General features: G+C 73.7%; 30 protein-coding genes. 11 read left to right on the top strand and 19 right to left on the bottom strand.

Features of this window, described 5'->3' with window-relative positions:
- Nucleotides 1-59 precede the first annotated feature (59 nt).
- From H288_RS0102415 to H288_RS0102400, 4 genes are all read right to left on the bottom strand, one after another.
- Complete coding sequence (locus tag H288_RS0102415; RefSeq protein ID WP_026604597.1) at nt 60-800, bottom strand: ABC transporter permease; 741 nt, start codon at nt 798-800, stop codon at nt 60-62.
- Nucleotides 800-1,732, bottom strand: a complete 933-nt coding sequence (locus H288_RS0102410) for an ABC transporter ATP-binding protein (protein ID WP_020090996.1) — start codon at nt 1,730-1,732, stop codon at nt 800-802. Before H288_RS0102410 ends, H288_RS0102415 begins: the two co-directional genes overlap by 1 nt.
- Nucleotides 1,729-2,919: an ABC transporter permease gene (locus H288_RS0102405; protein ID WP_020090995.1), complete on the bottom strand. Its 1,191-nt coding sequence runs from the start codon at nt 2,917-2,919 to the stop codon at nt 1,729-1,731. The genes H288_RS0102410 and H288_RS0102405 overlap by 4 nt, the downstream gene beginning before the upstream one ends.
- 207 nt (nt 2,920-3,126) lie before the next feature.
- Nucleotides 3,127-4,059 (bottom strand): ABC transporter substrate-binding protein, encoded by a 933-nt coding sequence (locus tag H288_RS0102400; protein ID WP_020090994.1) that lies wholly within the window; start codon nt 4,057-4,059, stop codon nt 3,127-3,129.
- Nucleotides 4,060-4,501: 442 nt separating this feature from the next.
- Between H288_RS0102400 and H288_RS0102395 the strand changes: the two genes are divergently transcribed.
- The gene (locus H288_RS0102395; protein ID WP_026604595.1) at nt 4,502-4,717 is read left to right on the top strand and encodes a hypothetical protein; all 216 of its coding nucleotides are present in this window, start codon (nt 4,502-4,504) and stop codon (nt 4,715-4,717) included.
- Nucleotides 4,718-4,733: 16 nt separating this feature from the next.
- On the opposite strand, the gene H288_RS0102390 is transcribed toward H288_RS0102395, so the two are convergent.
- The 6 genes from H288_RS0102390 to H288_RS0102365 all read right to left on the bottom strand — a co-directional run bounded on the left by H288_RS0102390 (nt 4,734) and on the right by H288_RS0102365 (nt 9,837).
- Nucleotides 4,734-6,209: a protein adenylyltransferase SelO family protein gene (locus H288_RS0102390; protein ID WP_020090992.1), complete on the bottom strand. Its 1,476-nt coding sequence runs from the start codon at nt 6,207-6,209 to the stop codon at nt 4,734-4,736.
- Between the two features lie 221 nt (nt 6,210-6,430).
- Nucleotides 6,431-7,489: a phosphatase PAP2 family protein gene (locus H288_RS0102385; RefSeq protein WP_043712067.1), complete on the bottom strand. Its 1,059-nt coding sequence runs from the start codon at nt 7,487-7,489 to the stop codon at nt 6,431-6,433.
- A gap of 125 nt (nt 7,490-7,614) precedes the next feature.
- Nucleotides 7,615-7,875, bottom strand: a complete 261-nt coding sequence (locus H288_RS0102380) for a hypothetical protein (RefSeq protein WP_020090990.1) — start codon at nt 7,873-7,875, stop codon at nt 7,615-7,617.
- Between the two features lie 192 nt (nt 7,876-8,067).
- Nucleotides 8,068-8,598 (bottom strand): MucR family transcriptional regulator, encoded by a 531-nt coding sequence (locus tag H288_RS0102375; RefSeq protein WP_020090989.1) that lies wholly within the window; start codon nt 8,596-8,598, stop codon nt 8,068-8,070.
- 361 nt (nt 8,599-8,959) lie between these two features.
- Complete coding sequence (locus H288_RS0102370; protein WP_020090988.1) at nt 8,960-9,262, bottom strand: hypothetical protein; 303 nt, start codon at nt 9,260-9,262, stop codon at nt 8,960-8,962.
- A gap of 134 nt (nt 9,263-9,396) precedes the next feature.
- Nucleotides 9,397-9,837, bottom strand: coding sequence for a hypothetical protein (locus H288_RS0102365; protein ID WP_020090987.1), 441 nt, complete (start codon nt 9,835-9,837; stop codon nt 9,397-9,399).
- Nucleotides 9,838-9,933: 96 nt separating this feature from the next.
- Between H288_RS0102365 and H288_RS0102360 the strand changes: the two genes are divergently transcribed.
- Together H288_RS0102360 and H288_RS0102355 are read left to right on the top strand one after the other, a co-directional pair.
- Nucleotides 9,934-10,692 (top strand): CDP-diacylglycerol diphosphatase, encoded by a 759-nt coding sequence (locus H288_RS0102360; protein ID WP_020090986.1) that lies wholly within the window; start codon nt 9,934-9,936, stop codon nt 10,690-10,692.
- A 95-nt stretch (nt 10,693-10,787) separates the two neighbouring features.
- Entirely contained in the window at nt 10,788-11,117 is a 330-nt protein-coding gene (locus H288_RS0102355) for a hypothetical protein (protein ID WP_244491794.1), read from the top strand.
- A gap of 43 nt (nt 11,118-11,160) precedes the next feature.
- On the opposite strand, the gene H288_RS35530 is transcribed toward H288_RS0102355, so the two are convergent.
- Complete coding sequence (locus H288_RS35530) at nt 11,161-11,328, bottom strand: hypothetical protein (protein ID WP_020090984.1); 168 nt, start codon at nt 11,326-11,328, stop codon at nt 11,161-11,163.
- 154 nt (nt 11,329-11,482) lie between these two features.
- On the opposite strand from H288_RS35530, the gene H288_RS32035 reads away from it, so the two are divergent.
- Nucleotides 11,483-11,728, top strand: a complete 246-nt coding sequence (locus tag H288_RS32035; RefSeq protein WP_020090983.1) for a hypothetical protein — start codon at nt 11,483-11,485, stop codon at nt 11,726-11,728.
- A gap of 15 nt (nt 11,729-11,743) precedes the next feature.
- On the opposite strand, the gene H288_RS0102340 is transcribed toward H288_RS32035, so the two are convergent.
- The gene (locus H288_RS0102340) at nt 11,744-11,932 is read right to left on the bottom strand and encodes a hypothetical protein (RefSeq protein ID WP_020090982.1); all 189 of its coding nucleotides are present in this window, start codon (nt 11,930-11,932) and stop codon (nt 11,744-11,746) included.
- Between the two features lie 168 nt (nt 11,933-12,100).
- Nucleotides 12,101-12,364 carry a hypothetical protein gene (locus H288_RS0102335; RefSeq protein ID WP_026604594.1) on the bottom strand — a complete coding sequence of 88 codons (264 nt, stop codon included), beginning with the start codon at nt 12,362-12,364 and terminating at the stop codon, nt 12,101-12,103.
- 217 nt (nt 12,365-12,581) lie between these two features.
- On the opposite strand from H288_RS0102335, the gene H288_RS0102330 reads away from it, so the two are divergent.
- From H288_RS0102330 to H288_RS0102320, 3 genes are all read left to right on the top strand, one after another.
- A complete protein-coding gene (locus H288_RS0102330) occupies nt 12,582-12,971 on the top strand; it encodes a hypothetical protein (RefSeq protein WP_020090980.1) in 390 nt (129 codons plus the stop codon).
- A 21-nt stretch (nt 12,972-12,992) separates the two neighbouring features.
- The gene (locus tag H288_RS0102325; protein WP_020090979.1) at nt 12,993-13,193 is read left to right on the top strand and encodes a hypothetical protein; all 201 of its coding nucleotides are present in this window, start codon (nt 12,993-12,995) and stop codon (nt 13,191-13,193) included.
- 65 nt (nt 13,194-13,258) lie between these two features.
- Complete coding sequence (locus H288_RS0102320) at nt 13,259-13,564, top strand: hypothetical protein (RefSeq protein WP_020090978.1); 306 nt, start codon at nt 13,259-13,261, stop codon at nt 13,562-13,564.
- A 58-nt stretch (nt 13,565-13,622) separates the two neighbouring features.
- Here the strand turns inward: H288_RS0102320 and H288_RS0102315 are convergent, their stop codons facing one another.
- Complete coding sequence (locus H288_RS0102315) at nt 13,623-14,027, bottom strand: hypothetical protein (protein WP_020090977.1); 405 nt, start codon at nt 14,025-14,027, stop codon at nt 13,623-13,625.
- Nucleotides 14,028-14,235: 208 nt separating this feature from the next.
- On the opposite strand from H288_RS0102315, the gene H288_RS0102310 reads away from it, so the two are divergent.
- Nucleotides 14,236-14,481 (top strand): hypothetical protein, encoded by a 246-nt coding sequence (locus H288_RS0102310; RefSeq protein WP_020090976.1) that lies wholly within the window; start codon nt 14,236-14,238, stop codon nt 14,479-14,481.
- 42 nt (nt 14,482-14,523) lie between these two features.
- Here H288_RS0102310 and H288_RS0102305 read toward each other — a convergent pair whose 3' ends face one another.
- Nucleotides 14,524-15,264 carry a DUF4336 domain-containing protein gene (locus H288_RS0102305; protein WP_020090975.1) on the bottom strand — a complete coding sequence of 247 codons (741 nt, stop codon included), beginning with the start codon at nt 15,262-15,264 and terminating at the stop codon, nt 14,524-14,526.
- A 103-nt stretch (nt 15,265-15,367) separates the two neighbouring features.
- Entirely contained in the window at nt 15,368-15,952 is a 585-nt protein-coding gene (locus tag H288_RS0102300) for a YgjV family protein (RefSeq protein ID WP_020090974.1), read from the bottom strand.
- 646 nt (nt 15,953-16,598) lie between these two features.
- Between H288_RS0102300 and H288_RS0102295 the strand changes: the two genes are divergently transcribed.
- Both H288_RS0102295 and egtD read left to right on the top strand, forming a co-directional pair.
- Nucleotides 16,599-17,573, top strand: a complete 975-nt coding sequence (locus H288_RS0102295) for a methyltransferase (protein ID WP_026604593.1) — start codon at nt 16,599-16,601, stop codon at nt 17,571-17,573.
- The gene (gene egtD, locus H288_RS0102290) at nt 17,570-18,529 is read left to right on the top strand and encodes an L-histidine N(alpha)-methyltransferase (RefSeq protein WP_020090972.1); all 960 of its coding nucleotides are present in this window, start codon (nt 17,570-17,572) and stop codon (nt 18,527-18,529) included. Before H288_RS0102295 ends, egtD begins: the two co-directional genes overlap by 4 nt.
- 70 nt (nt 18,530-18,599) lie before the next feature.
- Here the strand turns inward: egtD and H288_RS0102285 are convergent, their stop codons facing one another.
- Nucleotides 18,600-18,824 (bottom strand): hypothetical protein, encoded by a 225-nt coding sequence (locus H288_RS0102285; protein WP_020090971.1) that lies wholly within the window; start codon nt 18,822-18,824, stop codon nt 18,600-18,602.
- A 205-nt stretch (nt 18,825-19,029) separates the two neighbouring features.
- Here H288_RS0102285 and H288_RS0102280 point away from each other — a divergent pair, with 205 nt between their 5' ends.
- Nucleotides 19,030-19,758: an SDR family oxidoreductase gene (locus tag H288_RS0102280; RefSeq protein WP_020090970.1), complete on the top strand. Its 729-nt coding sequence runs from the start codon at nt 19,030-19,032 to the stop codon at nt 19,756-19,758.
- A 16-nt stretch (nt 19,759-19,774) separates the two neighbouring features.
- On the opposite strand, the gene H288_RS0102275 is transcribed toward H288_RS0102280, so the two are convergent.
- Together H288_RS0102275 and H288_RS0102270 are read right to left on the bottom strand one after the other, a co-directional pair.
- Complete coding sequence (locus H288_RS0102275) at nt 19,775-20,218, bottom strand: DMT family transporter (RefSeq protein ID WP_020090969.1); 444 nt, start codon at nt 20,216-20,218, stop codon at nt 19,775-19,777.
- Nucleotides 20,219-20,261: 43 nt separating this feature from the next.
- Nucleotides 20,262-20,711: a DMT family transporter gene (locus H288_RS0102270; protein ID WP_020090968.1), complete on the bottom strand. Its 450-nt coding sequence runs from the start codon at nt 20,709-20,711 to the stop codon at nt 20,262-20,264.
- Nucleotides 20,712-20,809 lie beyond the last annotated feature (98 nt).

The following is a 20,809-nucleotide window of genomic DNA, read 5'->3' as shown; positions in this document are numbered from 1 at the left end:
GACAGGGGGTTCCACGCCCCAGGGCCGCGCGTACGGCCCCGCTGGCCTTCTAGTCGCCTCTAGGAAGGAAATCCAGCCCGGCGTGCCGCGCCGCGCTCGAGTCGGCGGAAACCGCCGTCGATCAGGAGCGCCAGCGCGGACACGACGAGGCCGCCCTGCAGGACGTAGGCGGTGTTGCCGGTCAGCAGGCCGGAGATGATCACCTCGCCGAGGGTGCTGGCGGCGACCGTGGAGCCGATGGTCGCCGTCGCCAGCCCGATGATCGCGGCGAGGCGGATCCCCGACAGGATCATGGGCAGCGCCAGGGGCAGCTCGACGCGGACGAGTCGCTGCCGGTCGGTCAGACCCATGCCGCGGGCGGCCTCCATCAGCGCCGGGTCGAGATCCTCGAGCCCGGTGAGCGCGGTCTCGAAGATCGGCAGGAGCCCGTAGAGGACGAGGGCGATCAGGGTCGGGACCGCGCCGAACCCGAGGATCGGCACGGCCAGGGCCAGGACCGCGACGGGCGGGAAGGTCTGCCCGATTCGGGCCACCGACCGGGCGAAGGGCAGCACGTCGCGGCCGGCCGGCCGCGTGGCCGCGACCGCGAGGCCGAGGGCGATCGCGGCCGCGGTCACGGTCGCGGTGGCGACGAGCAGGAGGTGGTTGACGGCGAGCGTCAGCAGCGGCGTCTGGGCGTAGATCGGCGGCGTGTCGCCGGGGGCGAAGGGCCGGAACAGGGGCGCGAACCACCCCGGAGCGACCAGGAACGCCCCGAGCAGGGCGAGGAGCGCGGCCCGGGCGATCTGCGGGGCGCGGATCACGGCCGGGCGCCCCGCGCCTCGAGGGCCTCCCGCGTCACCCGGCCCAGGACGACGCCGTCGCGGCTGACCGGCAGCGCCGGGCGCCGGGACCACAGGCTCTCGGCGAGGGCGGCCCGCACCGTGGTCCCGGCCGGGATGGGCGGGCCCGGCGCCGGGCCGGGCTCGATCAGATCGTCCACGGCGCGCAGGGCCATGAGCTGGAAGGCCCGGTCGCCGCTGCCGAGGAGGGCGCCGACGAAGGCGGTGGCGGGCGCGCCGACGAGGTCTGCCGGCGCGGCCTCCTGCACGAGGCGCCCGCCATCCATCACGGCGACCCGGTCGCCGAGATGCAGGGCCTCGGTCATGTCGTGGGTCACCAGCACGATCGTGGTGCCGTAGCGCGCCTGGATCGCCAGAAGGTCCGCCTGCGCCCGCCCGCGGATGATCGGATCGAGGGCGCCGAAGGGCTCGTCCATGAGCAGGATCGGCGGCTCGGCCGCGAGCGCGCGGGCGACGCCGATCCGCTGCTGCTCGCCGCCGGAGAGCGCCGCCGGCAGGCGGTCCCGGTAGATCGCCGGATCGAGGTTGAACAGGCCGAGGAGCTCGTCGACCCGCGCGGCGATCCGCCGGCGGTCCCAGCCGACGAGCCTCGGCACCACCGCGATGTTCTCCGCGACCGTGCGGTGGGGGAACAGCCCGTGGCCCTGGATGGCGTAGCCGATCCCGCGCCGCAGCAGGTGCGGCGGCACCTCCCGGACGTCCCGGCCCGCGATCCGGATCGTCCCGGCGCTCGGCTCGATCAGGCGGTTGATCATGCGCAGCAGGGTGGTCTTGCCCGATCCCGAGGTGCCGACCACCGTCAGGATCGTCCCGGTCTCGACCCGCAGGGTGACGTCCGCCACCACCGTGCGCCCCTCGAAGACGCGGCTCACCCCGGCGAGGTCGATCATGGGATCCGCTCCGCCGCGCGGCTGCGGCTCAGGTCGATGACGGCGTCGAGCAGCACCGCGGCGCCGGTCGCCATGGCGACGGTCGGCAGCGCGCCGAGCAGGACGAGGTCGCCCGCGTTCTGGCTGATGCCCTGGAAGACGAACACGCCGAGGCCGCCGCCGCCCACGAGACCCGCGATCACCGCGAGGCCGATATTCTGGACGAGGACGATCCGGATCCCGGTCAGGATCGCCGGCAGGGCGAGGGGCAGGTCGACCTGGAACAGCCGCTGGCGCGCGGTCATGCCGACGCCCCGGGCGGCGTCGCGCACCGGCCGGGGCACCGCGTCGAGGCCCGCGACGGTCGCGGCGGCCACGGGCAGGAGCGCGTAGGCGAACAGCGCCACGAAGGCCGGCGCGGCGCCGATCCCCGCGATGCCGAGGGCGGCCGCGCCCGGCACCTCCCGGCCGATCCAGGCCAGGGGCGCGATCAGCATGCCGAACAGCGCCATGGACGGGACGGTCTGCACGACGTTGAGGCTCGTGAGCAGGCCCGCCCGCAGGGGCTGGACCGGGCGCGCCAGCACGGCCGCCGGGATCCCGACCAGGGCGGCGGCCGCCACCGATGCGAGGGCGAGGGCGGCGTGGGTCCGCAGCTCCCGGCCGAACGTGTCGGAGCGGCCGGCATATTCCCGCAGGACCGAGAGGTTGTCCCAGAAGCCGGTGCGCAGGGCGAGCCCCGTCGCGGCGACCAGCAGGGCGAGCGCGGCGATCCGCAGGACCGGCCCCGGCCGCAGCCGCGCCAGCCCGTCGCCGGCCGCGAGGGCCGCCGTCCCGGAGGCGAGCCACCAGCCCGCGTCCGGCGAGACCCGGCCGTACCGGTCGCCCGGCGCGGTCAGGTGATCGGCCGCCCAGCCGGCCGCGAGGCCGAGCAGCAGCAGGACCGCGGCGGCGGCAGCCAGCCGCAGGATCGGCGCCGACCGCAGGACCAGCGGCGGCAGCGCGAGGGCGACGACGCCCCCGAGGAGGAGCGCCGCGCCGGGAGGGAGCGCCGACCACGCCGTCAGCGCGGTGCCGGCCGCGATCCGGTTCGGCCGGGTCGTCATCAGCGGCAGGGCGAGCAGGCTCAGTGCCAGGACGGCCGCGAAGGCCGCGCCCAGCGGATCGACGCCCGGGCGAAACCGCCCGGTCGCGAGGGATTCCCCCATCCTCACGCTGCGGCGGCGCCCGGGGGCGCGACGATGGACGGAAATGCGGCGGGTCTCATGAGGCGGGTCACCGGCGTCGCGACGCTCTCGGGCGCCCCGCCGCGCATCCTTGCCGGCGGAGCCCCGGCTTGTCGACGCGGGATCCCGCGGGCCGCGGACGGCTCCGCCGGTGAGGGCGCGTCGCGCCGCGCTGTCCGCGCGGCCGGCTCACCGCACGAACCCGTTTTGCCGGAGGAAGTCCGCCGCGACCGCAGAGGCCGGCTCGCCGCCGATCTGGACGCGGCCGTTGAGATCCCGGAGCGTGGCCAGATCGAGCTTGCGGAAGATCGGGTCCAGCACCGCGGCGATCTCCGGATGGGCCTTGAGGACCGCGCCGCGGACCACCGGCGCCGGCTGGTAGACTGGCTGGACGCCCTTGTCGTCGTCCAGCATGACGAGGCGCGCGACCGCCATGCTGCCGTCGGTGCCGAACACCATGGCGGCGTTCGTGCCGGAGGTGCCCCGCGCCGCCGCCGCGATCGTCGCGGCCGTGTCGCCGCCGGCCAGGATGACGAGCTGGTCCGGCCGGAGGGTGAAGCCGTAGGCCCGGCCGAAGGCCGGCAGCGCCCCCGGGCTGGTCACGAATTCCGACGAGGCGGCGAGCTTGATCGCGCCGCCGCCCGCCACGTAGCGCCCGAAGTCGCTCATGGTCCTCAGGCCCGCGGCCCGCGCGACCTCCTCGCGCACCGCGATCGCCCAGGTGTTGTTGGCCGAGGCGGGCGTCAGCCAGACGAGGTCGTTGGCCGCGCGATCCAGGTCCCGGGCCGTGCGGTAGGCCGCCTCCGGGTCCTTCCAGACCGGGAGATCGGCCTTCCCGAAGAAGAACGCCGCGTTGCCGGTGTATTCGGGATAGATGTCGATCTGCCCCTCGATCAGGGCCTGGCGGACGATCGCGGTGGCGCCGAGCTGGATCTTGTCGACGGTCGGCAGGCCTCGGGCCTGGAGCGCCTGCAGGATGATGTTCCCGAGCACCCCGCCCTCCGTGTCGAGCTTGGAGGCGACGACGATCCCGGCCGCCGGCGCGCCGGGCGTGGGCGCGCACTGGGCTGTCAGCAGCGCGAGCCCTGCCGCGACGAGCCCCGCCCGGATCCGCTTCACCATGGCCTCCGGCTCTGCCCTGCGCCCCGTCGGTCCGGTCGGGCGCCCGCTTTCCGACATCTAGGGCCGGTCCCGGTCAAGTTGAGGCGGAGGCGCACCGAGCCTGTGCCGCACGGGAGAGGGGAATGGCGCGACTGACTCCGCCCGAATCGTCGTCCGTCGAGACCGCTGCGACACGATTGGGCACGGCTCTCGGGCCGGCGCCGCGGCGTGATTCGGTGCCCGAACCCGGTCGACAGCCGCGTCTCCCGCACCGGACCGATCCGGCGTCGCGGGCCGCGCGACCCCCGCGAAGACCTGCGCGCCCGGCGAGTCCAACCGGGGCCGTATCAAATCAACACATTCCCGTTAACGTTGTTTAACCTTTACACGATCCTTCCGCGAACGATCCTGGCTTTGACGATATAATCTTGAGTACATGCTTTGTGTCGAAAGGAGGGGGGATATGTCGTATTCGATTCTGGTTCGCGATCTCACCCGCGAGACCGACGGTACTCCCAAACTTCTGGCCTACGACATTCGCGACCGCTCGGCGGCCGAGACTCTCGTGTCGGTGATCGCCACTTCGTACCAGGATCACGGTTTCAATCCAGCGACCCGCGTCCACTGGTTTCGCCACGCGGGCGGGCTGCGCGAGATCTTCACGTGGCCGCGGTCCTGACCGGCGGCGCGCGGGCTCAGGTGCCGCAGAAGGTCCGGTAGCCGACGCCGCCGCCCGCGGGCGCCTCCGCGAAGGCGGCGTGGTCCGGCTGGTCGTCGTAGGGGCGGGCCAGGACGGCGAGGAGCGTCGCGAACGGCGCGAAGTCGTCCCGCTCCACGGCGGCCTCGATCATCGCCTCGACCCGGTGGTTGCGCGGGATGAAGGCCGGGTTCTCCCGGCGCATCGCGGCGGCGGTCTCGACCGGGTCGCGTGCCTCCTGCGCCAGCCGCGCGCGCCACGCGGCCGCCCAGGCATCGTAGCGCGTCGGGTCGACGAACAGGTCGCGCACGGCGGCGTCGGCCTCAGGCCGCGCCGCCGCGTCGCAGAGCCGGCGGAACGTCAGGGTGAAGTCGGCCTGGTTCTCGGCCATGCCCTTGAGGAGGTCGCCCGCCAGCTCGGCGTCGCCGTCGCGGGTCTCGGCGAGGCCGAGCTTGCGGGCGAGGCCGCCGTGATAGGCCGCCTCGAAGCGCGGCGCGAAGGTGGCCAGCGCCGCTTCGGCCTCGGCGACGGCGGCGTCCTCGCCCTCGGCGAGGAGCGGCAGCAGGGTCTCGGCGAGGCGGGTCAGGTTCCAAAGCGCGATCCGCGGCTGCTGGCCGTAGGCGTAGCGGCCGTTGCGGTCGATGGAGCTGTAGACCGTCCGGGGATCGTAGGCGTCGAGGAACGCGCAGGGCCCGTAATCGATCGTCTCGCCCGCGACCGACATGTTGTCGGTGTTCATCACCCCGTGGACGAAGCCGACGTGCAACCAGCGGGCGACGAGGGCCGCCTGGGCCGCGACGACGCCCTCCAGCAGCGCCCGGTAGGGATTGCCGGCCCCGGCCGCGTCCGGATGGTGCCGGGCGACGACGTGGTCGGAGAGCGCCCGCAGGCCCTCGACGTCGCCCCGCGCCGCGAAGAACTGGAAGGTGCCGACCCGGATGTGGCTCGCCGCCACGCGCGTGAGGACCGCGCCCGGCAGGAGCGTCTCGCGCACCACCGGCTCGCCGGTCGTCACGGCGGCGAGGGCCCGGGTGGTCGGGATGCCGAGCGCCGCCATGGCCTCGCTGACGAGGTACTCGCGCAGGACCGGGCCGAGCGCTGCCCGCCCGTCGCCCCGCCGGGAGAACGGCGTCGGGCCCGCGCCCTTCAGCTGGATGTCGCGGCGGCGCCCGTTCCGGTCGACGACCTCGCCGAGCAGGACCGCGCGGCCGTCGCCGAGCTGGGGCACGAACTGGCCGAACTGGTGCCCGGCATAGGCCGCGGCGATCGGGTCAGCGCCGTCCGGGACCGCGTTCCCCGCGAGCGCCGCGACGCCGTCCGGGCCGGCGAGCCAGTCCGGATCGAGACCGAGCTCCTCGGCGAGCGCACGGTTCAGCCGGACGAGGCGCGGCGCCGCCACGGGCGTCGGCGGCCGGCGGGCGTAGAAGCGCTCCGGCAGGCGGGCGTAGCTGTTGTCGAAGGGGAGTGCCGTCATCGTCGGGATCTATGGAGCGCGGGGTCGGGGGGCAAGCGGGGCCGTCGGGGCCGCGGGATCCGGGCGGTGCCGTCGGCGCCCGTGGGCCTCTCGGACATCGACCGGAGCCGCGCGGCGGCGACGGAACCGCGGATCGTCCACCGGGTCCGGGTCATCGTCGCGCCTTCCCCGCCCCCTGGCCCATCCGCCGGGCGCGGGGATGTTCGCGGCCCGACCCGTTCTCAGGCGTCGGCGGGCCGGATCGCTTCGAGCGCCTCGATCCTCCGGGTGGTGGGATCGCGCGCGGCGGGATCGGCCGTCGACCCGCGCCGCCGGGCGCGGCAGGCCAGGGCCGCGAGGGCCAGGAGACCGCCCGCCAGCACGTCCGGCAGGTAATGACCGCCCGACCCGACGGTCGCGACGATCACGGCGGCGTTCAGCAGGACGGCCAGGGGGCCAAGGAGCGGCATCGGCGCCAGCGCCCAGGCCGTGAGGATCGCGAGGCACACGTGGAAGGACGGGAAGGTCGCGAGGCCGCGCAGGTCGCCGAGCGCCAGCGTGTGCAGGGTGCCGGCCCGCAGCCGCGCCACCGGCTCAAGGTGCCAGAGCGCGCCGACCGTCTCCAGGGGCTCGGACGGGACGACCCGCGGGGCGTAGTGGGCGTAGGGGCCGAGGGCCGGCAGCAGGGCGGCGAGGACGATCACGCACAGCAGCGTCGCGGAAAACAGCCGGATGTAGGTCCAGAGCCGGCCGAGGCGGCGGGTCGCGCTCAGCGCGATCACCACGAGCCCGACCTGCGGGCCGCTGGAATGGTAGGCGAGCGCCAGCCACCACGACAGCGTCGGGTGCCGCGCCAGGAACGCCACGTGACCGGTCCAGTCGAAGCCGAGGGCGGCCTCGATGCGGGCCAGCGCGGGATCGACGAAGGGCAGCCCGATCCCGGCGGCGAGGAAGTGCAGGACCGCCACCGGCACCGTGAAGGCGATGAGGAACGCGCTCGCCAGGGCCATGCCGCGCAGGGGCGGGTCGGACTTCACCGTGCTCAGGCAGGAGGCGGCGCTCAGCAGGACGAGGACGGCGAGGCCCGCGAGCGCGAAGCCCAGGGGCGCGGCGGCGATGCCGGACGCGGCCATCCAGACGGCGTCGACCGCGACGATCGCCAGGGTCAGGGCCCAGAGACGCGGGTCCGGCGCGGCGATGCCGGTGCTGTGCCGGCGCAGCAGGCGCCACCAGGGACGTGCCGGGTTTCGAGCGCGGACGATGGGCGCGCGGCCGGCGTGAACGGCCCGGTCTGGACGCATGATCCGGCTCACCTCGCCCGACAGGGCCAATGCGCGGCCGGGACGAGGCTCGGCCGCGACGGGGATGTGGCCGCCGGCCGGGGGTGGCGGCGGGCGGACAGGGTTGGGGGTGAGGGGGGCGGACTCTACCGGCCGGTCGTCGGGGCGTCGCCCGTGGCCGGTGGCTTGCCGGTACCGACCGCGCCCTCGGTCGGCGGCACGGCGGAGGGATGCGTGACGGCCTCCGTCGCGGTCTTGCCCGGGTCCTTCGTGTCGGCCGCCGGCTTCGGCGCGGTCTCGGCCGGTGGCGCCGCCCCGGGGCCGGGCCGATCCTGCGCCCGGGCCGCGGCCGGAAGGGCGGCCAGCGTGGCGGCGGCGAGGACGAGGGCGGGGATCGATCGGGTCAAGCGTGGCTCCGTCGCGCGGTCGGGCGTTCAACCGGCCCAACGGCTGGCCGCAGGGGTCGTTCCGACGCGCGCCGGTCCGGGACCGGCCGGGAGGTGACGGGTGGGTCCGGCGAGGCCGTACCCGGTCCCGTCATCTCAGGTCCTGGCGCGCGGGGCGCCGGCAGTGCGCGCCGGTGCACGCGGCCGGGGGCCTCACGCCTCCGCGGCGGCCTTCCGGGTCTTGCGGCCCTTGGGAGCCTTCGTGCCGGCGCCGGCCTCCGCCGCGACGGTCTCCGCGGGCTCGCTCCGCTTGGCGGCCGGGCCGCGGCGCTTGTGGCCGAGGCCGGCGTTGCGGGCGAACTCGGCGCGCATCGCCGAGTAGTTGGACGCGGTCGTCGGGTAGTCCGGCGGCAGCCCGTAGCGCTGCCGGTACTGCTCGATCGTCATGCCGTTGCCGGTGAGATGCCGCTTGAGCGTCTTGTACGGCTTGCCGTCGATGAAGCTGATCAGGGCGTCGGGCGTGATCGACTTCTTGATCTGCGCGGGCGTCGCCTTCTTGAATTCGGGCTCCGACGTGACCGTCGCGTGCCCGAGACCGGCCAGCGCGGCGTGGACGCCGGACAGCAGCGACGGGAGGTCGGGAACCGGAACGGAGTTGTTGGCGACATAAGCCGAAACAATGTCGGCGGTCAGCTCGACGAAATCGATCGGGTCCTGATGCGGTGCAGGATTGCTATCTTCCATGGGCGCCTCTCACGTGTGAGTGATCCATGAACGTGCATTCGCTTCTCGGCAGTCAAGTCCTTATCTGCACGAAGATAACCCATTATGCCTGTTATCTACCGAATGGAGTGGCGAATACCAACATAGATCAGTGGCGCATTTCGCGCCGGATCTTTCGCCCGCCGGCACCCCGACTGCCGGATCCTCGGGCGCCTTCGGCCGCAGCCGACCAGCCGGACCGGGCGGGGCTCTTCACAAAGCGTTAACCCTGACCGTGGTCACTGACAGGGTCGCTCCGGCTTTGGGGGTAAGAAGCCGAACGACAGGCGGGCCGAGCCCTGCCCCTCCATGCTCGGCCCGCGCCCTCGCGCCGCGGCGACGCTCAGGCGTTGGCCGCGGTCCCGATCGGCGTGGCGATCGCGCCCCGCGTCCCGGGCGGGATGACGGCCTGCAGGACCCGCGCGGGCCCGGCCGCGTAGTCGGCGCGGTAGCTGCGCTCGAGGGTCATCAGGGTGCGCATCGGCGCCTCGGCCAAGTCGAGCAGGCGGGCGTCGCGCCAGCGGAGCTTGGTGAGGCCGGTGCGGCTGAACCACCGCGGCCTCTCTTCCTCGACGAGCAGGACCAGCTTGCCCGTCCACGTCTTGCGGAACCAGAACCGTCCCGTGAGCTTGGCCGCGCCGAACATGCAGCACCTCGCGTGAGAGCCCCTTCAAAGCAACGCGGGTCAAGCTCGGCGGTTTCCGCGCGCGGCCCGTCGTCCGGCACCGGACCGGCGCCGCGGCCATGCGCCGGCGGCATGGGCGCGACGGCGGACACGGCTCAGCCGCAGGTGCGGTCGCCCAGATCGCGGTCGCCCAGATCGCGGCCGGCCAGGGTGGTGCCGGCCGCGGTGCCGCCGGCGAGGGCGCGGTCGGCCAGGATCGCGAGCGGGCGGCCCGCCAGGGCGCCGACGAGCCCGGCGGCGGCCTTGATCAGGAAGTCGTCGAACCGGCCGTGGCGGGTCGCGGTGAGGGTCTGGCCGGCTTCCAGGCCGCCGGCCAGGACGACGCTGCCCGCCAGGATCCAGAGCCAGTGCCGCGGGTAGGCCACCGTCATGAGCAGCCCGGCCAGAGCGTAGGCCGCGACGCGCTCGTAGCTGGGATTGGCCGTGACCACCGGGCGGAGGCCGATCGGCACCAGCGTGATCGCGGCGATCAGCACCACCAGGATCCAGGCCGCGACCCGTATCAGGCCGTGCCACTGCGCGTTCGATCTCAGCATCGCGGAAACGTAACCTCGCGGCGACGGCGGCCGCGTACAACGATGGCGCGCCGCCCGACGTATCATAACGTCGGGCGGGGACCGGAACATCTGATCATGCGTGGTACTCTGGTCGTCGCGACCCTTCTCGCCTTCTCGGTGATGCCGGCCGCCATCGCGGCCAATCCGGTGCGGGACGTGCTCTGGGTGGCGCTGCAGGGCTGCGTGCTCGCCAAGAAGGCCGCGGGCCGGAGCTTTCCCTGCCTCGCGGTCGATCTCGGCGACGCGGCGCGCCCGGGAACGGCGGTGCTGCGGGCGCCGGGCCAGCCCACCCACACGGTGGTGATGCCCACCGACAGCGTCTCGGGCATCGAGGCGCCCGTGCTCCAGGGACCGCTGGGAGCGGCCTACTGGCGGGCGGCGCTCGCGGCCCGGCACTACGTGTCGGACGCGCTGCAGGGCCGCCTGCCGCCCTCCGCGGTAGGCCTGGAGGTGAATTCCGTGGGCGGCCGCAGCCAGGATCAGCTGCACATCCACCTCGACTGTATGCGCCGGAGCGTCACGGCGGCCCTGAAGGCCCACGGCGACGCCGTCGGCGACAGCTGGGCCCCGTTCCCGGTGCCGCTGGCGGAGGTGTCCTACCTCGCCATGCGGGTCCCGGCGGACGCGGTCGCGGCGTTCAACCCGTTCGCCGCTCTGGCCCGCGTGCCGGGCTGGCAGGGCCACCTGCACGACGCGAGCTTCGCGGCGGTGGAGGCCGATCCCGGGGATCCGCGGGGCGGGATGATCCTGCTCGCCTATCGGGAGCCTGAGGCCAGTGCCGAATACCTGATGGATCACGGCTGCCGGGTGGCCAGGCACGGCCGGGCCGGCTGACCGGCGGCCGAGCCCAGCCGTGCCGAGCCGTGGCCACTGTTGCTGCTACGTTCTATCTCTCGGGGGCACGAATCGGGCATAGAGCGAGCATGCGCATGCCGGTGCTCAGCTTGTCCGCGATGCTCCTCCTGACCACCGGACCTGCGGTTGCGGGGCCGGCCGCCGGAGCCACCGATCCGGCCGAGCTGGAGCGCGCGTGGCACCGCTGCCTGCGGGACGCCACGGGGCATCAGCCGACGGGGCAGAGCCGCGCCGGCGACGAGCGCAACGCCCTCGACGAGTGCAAGGCCCGCGAGGATGCCCTGGTGGCGGCCCTGATGTCCGGCGCGCGCCCGGCGGACGCTCGCACCGGCACGGTGTGGTCACGGACCTGGGCGGCGTTCGTGGAGCCGCTCACCGCGTGGCTCGGCGCGCTGCGGCGCTGAGCGCGTCGCGGTCTCCGCGCCGATCGTGCCGGGTAATACGGCGTCAGGCGCCGCCGATGCCGGTCGTCACCGTGCCGCTGCCCCGGCAATCGGAGCACTGCGCGTCGGCGACCTTGCCGGTGCCGCCACAGGTCCGGCACAGGTTCTCGCCGGTGCCCGGCGTGCCGGGCGGGGCCTCGTCCCCGGGTTTGCGCGGATCCGCCTCGGCCATCGTCAGCCCTCTCCGGACGCTCGTTCCTGACCGGCAAACCGTGTCGGTCCGGCGCTGTTCCCGGTCGCGTGCGTCGTCGAGGCTCGGTGCCGTCCGCGGCGTCGCACCGCGCACGGCCCGGCGAACCGCGGCCCGCGCGGACCGTTGGCCGGCCATGAGCGATCAGACATCCAAGCCGCACCCGGATCTCGTCACCGAGGCGCGCCGGCGCGAGATGGCGACCGAGCACCTTCTGTTCGGGACGATGCGGTTCCTGGCGCGGCAGAACCCGGAGCTGCTGGACAAACTCGAGGGCAGTCTCGTCCACCTGTGGGATACGGTCGAGGGCGAGGCGCGGGACGATGAGGCCGTGCGGACCATCGCCCGGCGCATGCTCAAGGGGCTGCGGGCCGAGCGATGATCGGCCCGGCCCGGCTCACCGCTGGGCGGCGTCGGTCACCTTGATGGTCGGGATCATCGCCACGGCCTGCGCGGTCACGCGGTCGAACGTCTCCCCGGTCAGGCCCCGCTCCGTCGCGAGCTTCCGGATCCGGTCCGCGTGCTGCGAGAGGGTCAGGCCGAAATAGGTCTTCTCTGCCGCCTGTTCGACAGACTCGTTTGCCACGTGTTCACTCCTGTTCATGGTCGGTGAGGCGCGCTGATTTGGGCCAGGGCGGCCGGGGCTTCAACCCCCGGCCGCGGCCACCGCACCCCGGCCATGAATCGCGGTCATGGCCGGGACGCCGTAGGCGCGCGGTGTTGCCGACGCCCTGCAGCCGCCGGCCCGCCGCTATCAGCGGTTGCAGCCGATGCAGATGCCGCGGGTGATCGCGTCGTTGCGCTCCTCGACGGCGTCGCGGCGCTCGATGCTGCCGGTCTCGTTCGGGCCGAGGGCGCCGGGATTGGGCACCGTCTGGCCGGTCGCGGCGGTATGGGGCGCCTTGGCGGTGGTGGCGGGCCCGCCGCCGGTGCCCGTCTGGCTCACCGGGTCAGCCCAGGCGGTGACGGAGGCCAGGGTCAGGGCGGCGGCCATGGCGAGAGTCGCGGATCTGCGCATGTGAAGCTCCCAGCACTGCGTGCGTCGGTCTGTGCGAAACTGACGCACGCGCGCGCGAGAAGTTCCCGCCTTCGCGCGCGATCGGCACCCCGGCGCGAGTCGTTCGGCGGCTGAATGCGGCCGTTCACCTTCGGGCGTAACGGCTAAGCCATTTTGAGAACTGTCTTCGCTTCCGAATTGGGGAATCGTGGTGCTGTAACATTCGGAGGCGTACGTCATGAACCCGACCGTCAAGGCCGTGCTGCTGAACGAGCGGGCCTCTGTGCTCTCGGCGATCGCGGCGCGTCAGGGCACCGTCTCCGACCTCCTCGTGCAGATCAACGGCGTCGAGAACGATATCTGGCGGCTGCGCCACCGCCTCATCGATATCGAGGCGTACCTGGTCGGGCATCGCGTCGAGCTGCCGGATCTCGGCGAAGGGCAGACGGAGAGTGCGGACGGGACGGAGGTTCTCGTTCCGCGCCATGCGGCGCCGCAGGCCGCGACCCGGTCGGTCGAGGTGATCGGCCTGCCGACCTGCAAGCCCCTCGGCGATTTCGTCCGCCCGAAGACGTCCGCGCGGAAGGCCCAGGCGGCCGCCGGGCCCCGCCAGGTCGAGACCGCCTGAGGTCGTCCGGGGATCACGCCCATGCACCGCATCCGCCTGGCCCTTCGGCGGAGGGCCCCCGTGCCGCCGGCGCCGGCGCTGCCCGAGAGCCTGACCCGCTACGTGTCGCCGCCGGCTCCCGAGGCCGGCTTGATCACCGCGCCGCTCCGGGACATCGGCATGGCGCTGCTCGTCGGTGTCGTCGTCGCGCTCGTCGGCGGCCGGATTCTCGAAGCCTGGTAGCCGGTCCTGACTGTGTCCCGGCCATGGCCTATGAGGATCGGTGAGGATCCCGAGGGGGTGGACGGATGGGCAACGGCGACGGCAGCGGCGCGCCGAGCGCGAAGATCGCGGAGGTTCAGCGCCTGGCCACGGCGCTCGCGGCGCGCGTGCGCTACGCGCAGCTGGTAGGCCGGCCGGTCTACGAGCCGCAGATCTCCGCGCTGGTCGGCGCGGCCCGCCTGATGGATGAGGAGAGGGCCCCCTGGCCGCCGATGGTGGAGGAGGTGCTGACCGAGCTCGCCCGCGCGATCGAGGGGACCGAACCCGCCGCGGAAGGCGAGGCGGACGATTCTGGGGGAGACCCGGCGAAGGACGCGCCCGGACAGCCCTGAGCGCACCGCTCCCGTCGCCACACCCCCGTCGCCACCCCCGTCGCCACCCTTGTAACGGTCATCGCGCGATCGCGCCGGACCTCCGGCCGGGATCGCCCGGAGATGGGCCGCGCCTGTCGCGCGCTCTCAGCCAGATGGCGGCATCCAGCATGACGACGGGCGCCACCGCCAGGGCCGCGGCCAGGGTGCGGTTGCGCCGCGGGTTCGAGGGCGTGGCGCGGGCCGCCAGCAGGCCGGCATCGAGGAGATCCCCGCCCACCCGCAGGCCGAGATGCCGCTCCGGCTCGGCGGCAGCCAGGATCGCCGCGCCCGAGGCGATCTCGCGCAGGCCGTAGAGCTGGATCAGGCCCTCGTGGCCGTCGAGGCCAGTCGCGGCGGCGACGCGCCGGGGCGCAAAGGTCTCGGCGAGGCCGAGCCCGATCCCGAACCAAGCCAGCCCGCGGGCCATCTGCCTGTCATCCATCTGCGATCCTGCTCCGCGCGGCCACCGGTCCATGGTTGGCCAACCGGGCGGTTCCGGCCGTGTTCCGGACCGCCGCGAGGCCGGAACTTCGGGGCGAAGGGCTGATTGATCAGTGTGCCGGCACGGAGATCCGCGCCGTCGCCGCAGTGCGACGATCGCCTCCGGTCGCACGCCCTCAACCCGCTCGCGTCGTGAAGGCGATGGCCGCATGATCCTGAGCCTGCAAGCCGTGCAGGTCGCGACCGGCAGCGACGATGCCGAGAGTCAGCTCGTCTTCGCCGACGGGTTCCTGGTCGCGGTCCTGGTCCGTCTCTCGGCGCAGCACGGGGCCGATGCCGGGAAGTGGTTCCTCGAAGCCGGGTTCGGCCCGATCGATCCCCTCGCGCCGCCGCTGTTCGCGGACCTTCCGGCGGCCCGGGCCTGGATCATGCGGCAGCTGATCGCCGCGGCCTGACGGCGGCGACGGCGAAACTCGGGGCGATCCTCGGGGCGATCCTCAGGATGGCGTCCCGAGCCAGCGGAGCGAGCGTCTAAGCCGGGCCGCACCGTCCGCGGCGAACCAGAGTCCGTGCGCGAACACGACCCGTTCCGGCGCCAAGCCGACGAGATCCGCGGCCGCCCGCGCGGCGTCGCGCCGCCGGAGCCTGATCACGAGGCGCAGGTAGGGCGGCGGCTCGCCGTGCGGCGGCGTCATGCGGGCGAGGCGCAGGAGCGGACGCAGCAGCGCCGGCATCTTCGCGGGCTCCAGGTTGAGGACGAGGTCGGTCAGGATCAGCGTGCGGCTCGCGCCGTGGAAGAACGCGACTTCCCGGAAGCCGAACCCGCCCGGCACGACGACCTGGCGCAGGTCCGCCGCCCAGTCGGGCGGCGGCGCATCCTCCAGAACCCGGTCGACGCGCAGGCCGGCGCGGCGGACCTGGCGACGCTCGCGGAGGTTGGGGGCTGCCCAGGTCAGGGCCTCCGGACACTGCGCCTGCCAGTCCTTCAGGAAGGTCCAGTGGGCGATGTTGGGCGCGACCAGGTGGCGGATCGGTCCGAGCGCGGCGATCGCGCGGTGCAGGCCCGCGTCGTAGCGCGTGGGGGAGTGCAGCCAGACCGATCCGTCCCCGAGACGGACGACGGTCATCCGGACGGGCAGGGGGATGCCGAGGGCGCGGAGCGGCCCGCTGTCGACGATCCAGACGCCCTCGGCCACCGGCTTGAGCACGTCGAGGGGTGGATAGGTCGCGTCCGGCAAATCCCGCTCTCTTCCTCGGCCGCGGGACGTCACGCGCCCGCTCCCGTGCAACGGCGGGGCCGCGGCGGGTTTCCCGGATCCATCGCCGCAGGCCCGGGGCGTCTCACGCCCGCGCGCAGTCGGGCGCGACCGGCTCCATCGGCGGAACCGGGGCGGCGCGCAGCAGCGCGATCGCGAGACCGAGGATCGTCAGCACGTCGCAGGTCAGTCCGAAGACCGAGCCGACCAGGAGATTGTGCCCGGCCCAGCACAGGGAGGCGCCGAGGAAGAGCTGGCGCATCGCCTGCGGCGCCGCCTGGAGCCGCGCGCCGGTGGCGAGCAGCGAGCCCGCGGCCGCGCAGGCCGACGGCCAGCCGTTCCACGTGGCCGCCGTCAGGCACGCCGCCGCGAGGGTGCTCGCGGCGAAGACCGGCGGCACCCAGCCGCCCCGGCCGGGCGCGCCGACGCAGCGGAGGGAGACGAGGCTCTGCAGCACCGAAATGGCGCACATCGCCGTCCCGGTGAGCGCCCCGAGCGTCAGGTAATGCGCGCCGAAGCAGGCGGCACAGGCCGCCGAGGCCGCGAGGATCCAGGCGCGCCGCGGCATCACCCCCGCAGTAAAGCCCAGGATCAGGCCCAGCGACCCGAACAGATCGAGGTGCGTCGCGGCGGCGGCGGACCAGGAATACAGGAATGATGCGGCGTTCATCGTGCGCGACCGGCCGGCGCGGGGGCGCCGTTTCAGTCGATCGCGCTAGGATCGCCCGGTAATCGGATGGTTAACGCCGCCTCCGGCGACGATCGCGACCCGGCGAGCGTGTCCGCGCCGCCGCACCGCGGTCCCGCGCGGCGACCAGCCGTGCCCACATGTCGGTGGGCCCGATCATCGGTCATTCCGTGTGTCGATCTACATCATGTGAGTATTAAACCAAAACAAGATGTTTGAAATCCGGGATTAACATAGATCAGGGGCCGATCTGCGCGTATTGCGCAGGGAACAACGCCTGCGGCTTCCGGTTCTCCGGGCATTCGAGTCGGGACGACACCGCGGCCGGTCGGGCGGGGGTGCGCGCGCCGGCTACCGGTGGTGTGAACCGACGCTCCGATGCAGCTTCCCACGTATGACGATCACCATCCCGTCGCCGCGCGGTTCCGGGACTTCATCGGGCCTGGACGACGCCCGCATCTACCTGGCCCTGCTCGCCTTCCTCTGTCGGTACCGCGCGGTACCGCGCGCAGCCGGGCCTGTTCCGGAGCTTCGCGGTGCTGTTCGACCGGGGACGTCCGCCAGGTCGCCGCCGGTCGCGCGTCGTGCGCCTTCGTGATGCACCGGATGGACAGCTGAGGGCCGACCGATGACGCGTTCCGTTTCGACTGCCGCTCCGTTTCCCGCGGACGAGGAGGCGGTGCTGGCGCTGGCGCGCGCCCTGCGCGAGACCGGCTACACCTTCACCACCGTGACTCCGGCCACCCACGCCCACGTCAACGCCCGGCCGCGGCACGCCGAGGCGCGCAGCCTGCGCGACGTGTTCGGTTGGAGCCGGCCGTTCCGCGCCGACCTGGTCCCGGAGCCGATCCTGCGCCTGATGCGGGCGGCCGGCGCCGTGATCGAGGACGGCCCGCTGCTGCGGCCGACGCTGCGCGTCTCCAGCCTCGACGGCGAGCTGTTCGCCCATTCCGCGTATCCCCCGAGCGCGGCCGACGCGGTGTTCTTCGGTCCCGACACGATGCGCTTCGCCGCGGGGGTGATCGCGCATCTCGAGGCGCGGTCGCGGCCGGTGCGGCGCGCGGTCGATATCGGCTGCGGCTCGGGTGCGGCCGGGATCTGCGTCGCCAAGCGGGCACCGGGCGCCGAGGTGGTGCTCGTGGACATCAACCCGGCGGCCATGCGGGCGGCGCGCGTCAACGCCCGGCTCGCCGGGACCGACGGGGTCGATGTCCGCCGCAGCGACCTGCTGCGCGACGTCGAGGGCCCGTTCGACCTCATCGTGTCCAACCCGCCCTTCATGATCGACACGGCGGAACGGGCCTACCGGCACGGCGGCGGCCCCCTCGGGGCCGGGCTTCCGCTCGCGGTGGCCGAGCAGGCGGCCGGGCGGCTCGCGCCCGGCGGCAGCCTCGTCCTGTTCACCGGCGCGGCCATCGTCGACGGGGCGGACCCGTTCCGCGACGCCGTGGCCGACCTCTGCGGCTGGGCCGGGCTGGACTGGACCTACCGCGAGTTCGATCCGGACGCGTACGGCGAGGAACTCGCGACGCCCGCCTACGACGCGGTCGAGCGGCTCGCCCTCGTCGTCCTGACCGCCACGCGCCCGGTGACCCGGCCATGACCGACAGCATGACCGACAGCTCGACCGACAGCTCGACCGACACCTTCCTCCGGGACGCCCTCGCGGGCCTCTCCGCCGAGCCGAAGACGCTGCCGGGAAAGTATCTCTGGGACGAGACCGGCTCGGACCTGTTCGACAGGATCTGCCACAGCGCCGACTACTACCCGACCGCGCAGGAGATGACCGTCCTGCCGCAGGTCGCCGCAGACGTGGCGCGCCGGGTGACGCCGGGGGTGACCGTCGTCGAGTTCGGCAGCGGCGCGAGCCGCAAGATCCGCACGCTCCTCGACGCGCTGCCCGAACCGGCGGCCTACGTGGCGATCGACATCTCCGGGGCGTACCTGGAGGCCGCGATCCGGCGGCTCGCCGCCGATTACCCCGGCATCCCGATGATCCCGGTCTGCGCCGACTACTCGCAGCCGGTCCAGCTGCCGCGAGGTGCCGGGCCGGGGGGCATCCTGGGCTTCTATCCGGGAACGAGCATCGGCAACTTCGACCCGCGCGGGGCCCGGCAGTTCCTCGAGCGCGCGCGCGCCACGCTCGGGCCGAGCCTCTTCCTCGTCGGCGCGGACGGCACCGCCGACCCGGATCGCCTGCAGCGCGCCTACGGGCGCGCCGACGGCCTCATGGCCGCGTTCCACCGCAACATCCTGATGCGGCTGAACCGGGAACTCGGCGCCGATTTCGACAGCGACAATTTTCGGCACGCCGTGCGGATCTGCCCGGACCCGCTGCGGGTCGAGGCCCACCTCGTCGCGACCCGGCCGGCGAGCTACCGGCTGGGCGACCGGACCATCGCGTTCGCGGCGGGGGAGAGCGTCCGGACCGACACGTCGCACAAGTACCCGGCGGACGCCTTCCGGGCGCTCGCGGCCGAGAGCGGCTGGCAGCCCCGCGCCCTGTGGACGGGGGACGGCGGAGATTTCAACCTCCACCTGCTGCAGGCGGAGGCCTGACTCGGCGCGGAACTCTTCTCCCGACACGCTCGCGCGCGCCGGGCCAGTAGTTGATCCGGCGGCGGGCGCTCTAGACGGCCTCGATCGGCGCGTGCTTGCCGTCGTGGGCGGAGCCCGACTCCATGCTCCGCGTCTCGCCGGCCTGCCGCTGGTCCCGGGCCGGCGGCGGGTAATCCGTCAGCGGGCGCCAGGGGGCGGACGGAGTGCCGAGGCGCGCGCCGGACGGCCGCATCGACATCCAGATCGCGACGGCCATCCACGGGACGACGAAGAAGACGAAGGCGGCGAGCCCCACGGCGATCCTCCTTAGGTACGGTGACGCCGGGAGAACGCCGGAACAGCGGCCGCGGATCCGACGCGATCGGGCCTGGAGCCCGGCGCGGTCAGAACCTACAAGGATGGGCCGCTCGGCCGGGCCCACCGGGCCTGATCGGCGGCCCCGCCGGGCGCGGCCCGGTCCGGACGCCCGCGCGGCGCCGCGCAGCCTGCTGGAGCGAGCAATGGCAGATCTTTCCGGAAAGACGGTCCTGGTCACGGCGGCGGGTCAGGGGATCGGGCGCGCCAGCGCGCTCGCCTTCGCCCGCGCCGGGGCGCGGGTCCACGCCACCGACATCAACGCGGACGCCCTCGCCGACCTGCGCGCCGACAACCTCAGCACCGCGACCCTCGACGTGCTGGACGCGGAGGCGGTCGGGGCCCTGGTCGCGCGCATCGGCGCGGTCGACATCCTGTTCAACTGCGCCGGCACCGTCCACGCCGGCACCATCCTGGAGATGCGCGACGACGAGCTCGACTTCGCCCTCGACCTCAACGTCAAGGCGATGATCCGCACGATCCGGGCGGTCCTGCCCGGCATGCTGGAGCGCCGCGACGGCGCCATCGTCAACATGGCCTCGGTGGCCTCCTCGGTGAAGGGCGTGCCCAACCGCTTCGCCTACGGGGTGACGAAGGCGGCGGTGATCGGCCTGACCAAGGCGGTGGCCGCCGACTATGTCGGCCACAACGTCCGCTGCAACGCCATCTGCCCCGGCACGGTGGAGAGCCCGTCGCTGCAGGAGCGCATCCGCCAGCAGGGCGACTACGAGCAGACCCGCGCGGCCTTCATCGCGCGCCAGCCGATCGGCCGGCTCGGCACGCCTGAGGAGATCGCCGACCTCGCCGTCTACCTCGCGGGCGCGACCTACACGACCGGCCAGGCCGTCGTGATCGACGGCGGCTGGACGATCTGATCCGCCGGGGCGGGCCTCAGAACCGGGCGACCAGCGCCACGCCGCCGATCATCAGGGCGCCGCCGAGGATGCGCCACAGGCCGGCCTCGTGGACCTTGAAGCCCACGAGGCCGAAATGGTCGAGCAGGATCGACGTGACGACGCCCGCCGTCACGATCAGTCCGAGAAAGGTGGCGGCCCCGATCCGCGCGGAGACGGAGAGCTGCGCCATCGTCAGGCCCGCGCTCATCACGCCGCCGAGCCACGCCCACCAGGGCACCTGCGCGAGGCGGTCCAGCGTCGGCCACCCGTACTGCCCCGTCACCAGCATGGCGACGCAGATCGCCGCGACGCTGACGACGAGGCTCACCACGCCGGCGAGCAGCGGCCGCGCGAGGGACTTGGCGAGGCCCGCGTTCTGGCCCGGTTCGATCGCGGTGGCGATGCCCGCGAGCAGCGCGAAGCCGTACAGGAAGAGCATGCTGGGATCCTGAGGGTGCGAGGCGTTCGGATCGACGGGTCCGTCAGAACGCCGCCACGAGGGCGACGCCCGCGACCATCAGCGCGCCGCCGAGGATGCGCCAGCGCCCGGCGCGGTGGCGCGCGAAGCCCACGAGGCCGTGATGGTCGAGGATGATCGAGCCGACCACGCCCGCGGTGATCACGCAGCCCAGGAATGGCGCCGCGCCGACTTTCTCGGAGATGTAGAGCTGCGCCAGGACGACCGCCGCCCCGAGCACGCCGCCCGGCCAAGCCCACCAGGGCACGGGCGTGGCCGCTTCGGCCTGGGAGCGGCCGCGCAGCCGGGCGACGGCCATCGCGGCGAGGAAGCAGGCGATCGCGAGGCCGAAGCAGAACAGGCCGGCCAGCATCGGCTGCCCCGTGACCTTCGCCAGCGTGGCGTTCTGGCCCGGCTCGATGGCGTTCGCGACGCCGGCCACGAGGGCGATGCCGTAGAGATACCACTTGGACAAGGCGGCGCCTTCCCGACGAGGAGCGGATCGCACCCGGACGGGGCGGTCTGCTGCCAAACCCGCCGCCGCGCCGGGTGACTGCATCACAGGCCTGGTCG

Source organism: Methylobacterium sp. 285MFTsu5.1 (assembly GCF_000383455.1).
Classification (GTDB): Bacteria; Pseudomonadota; Alphaproteobacteria; order Rhizobiales; family Beijerinckiaceae; genus Methylobacterium.
The sequence above is the reverse complement of the archived record's forward strand: the minus strand, read 5'-3'. Positions and strand labels throughout refer to the sequence as shown.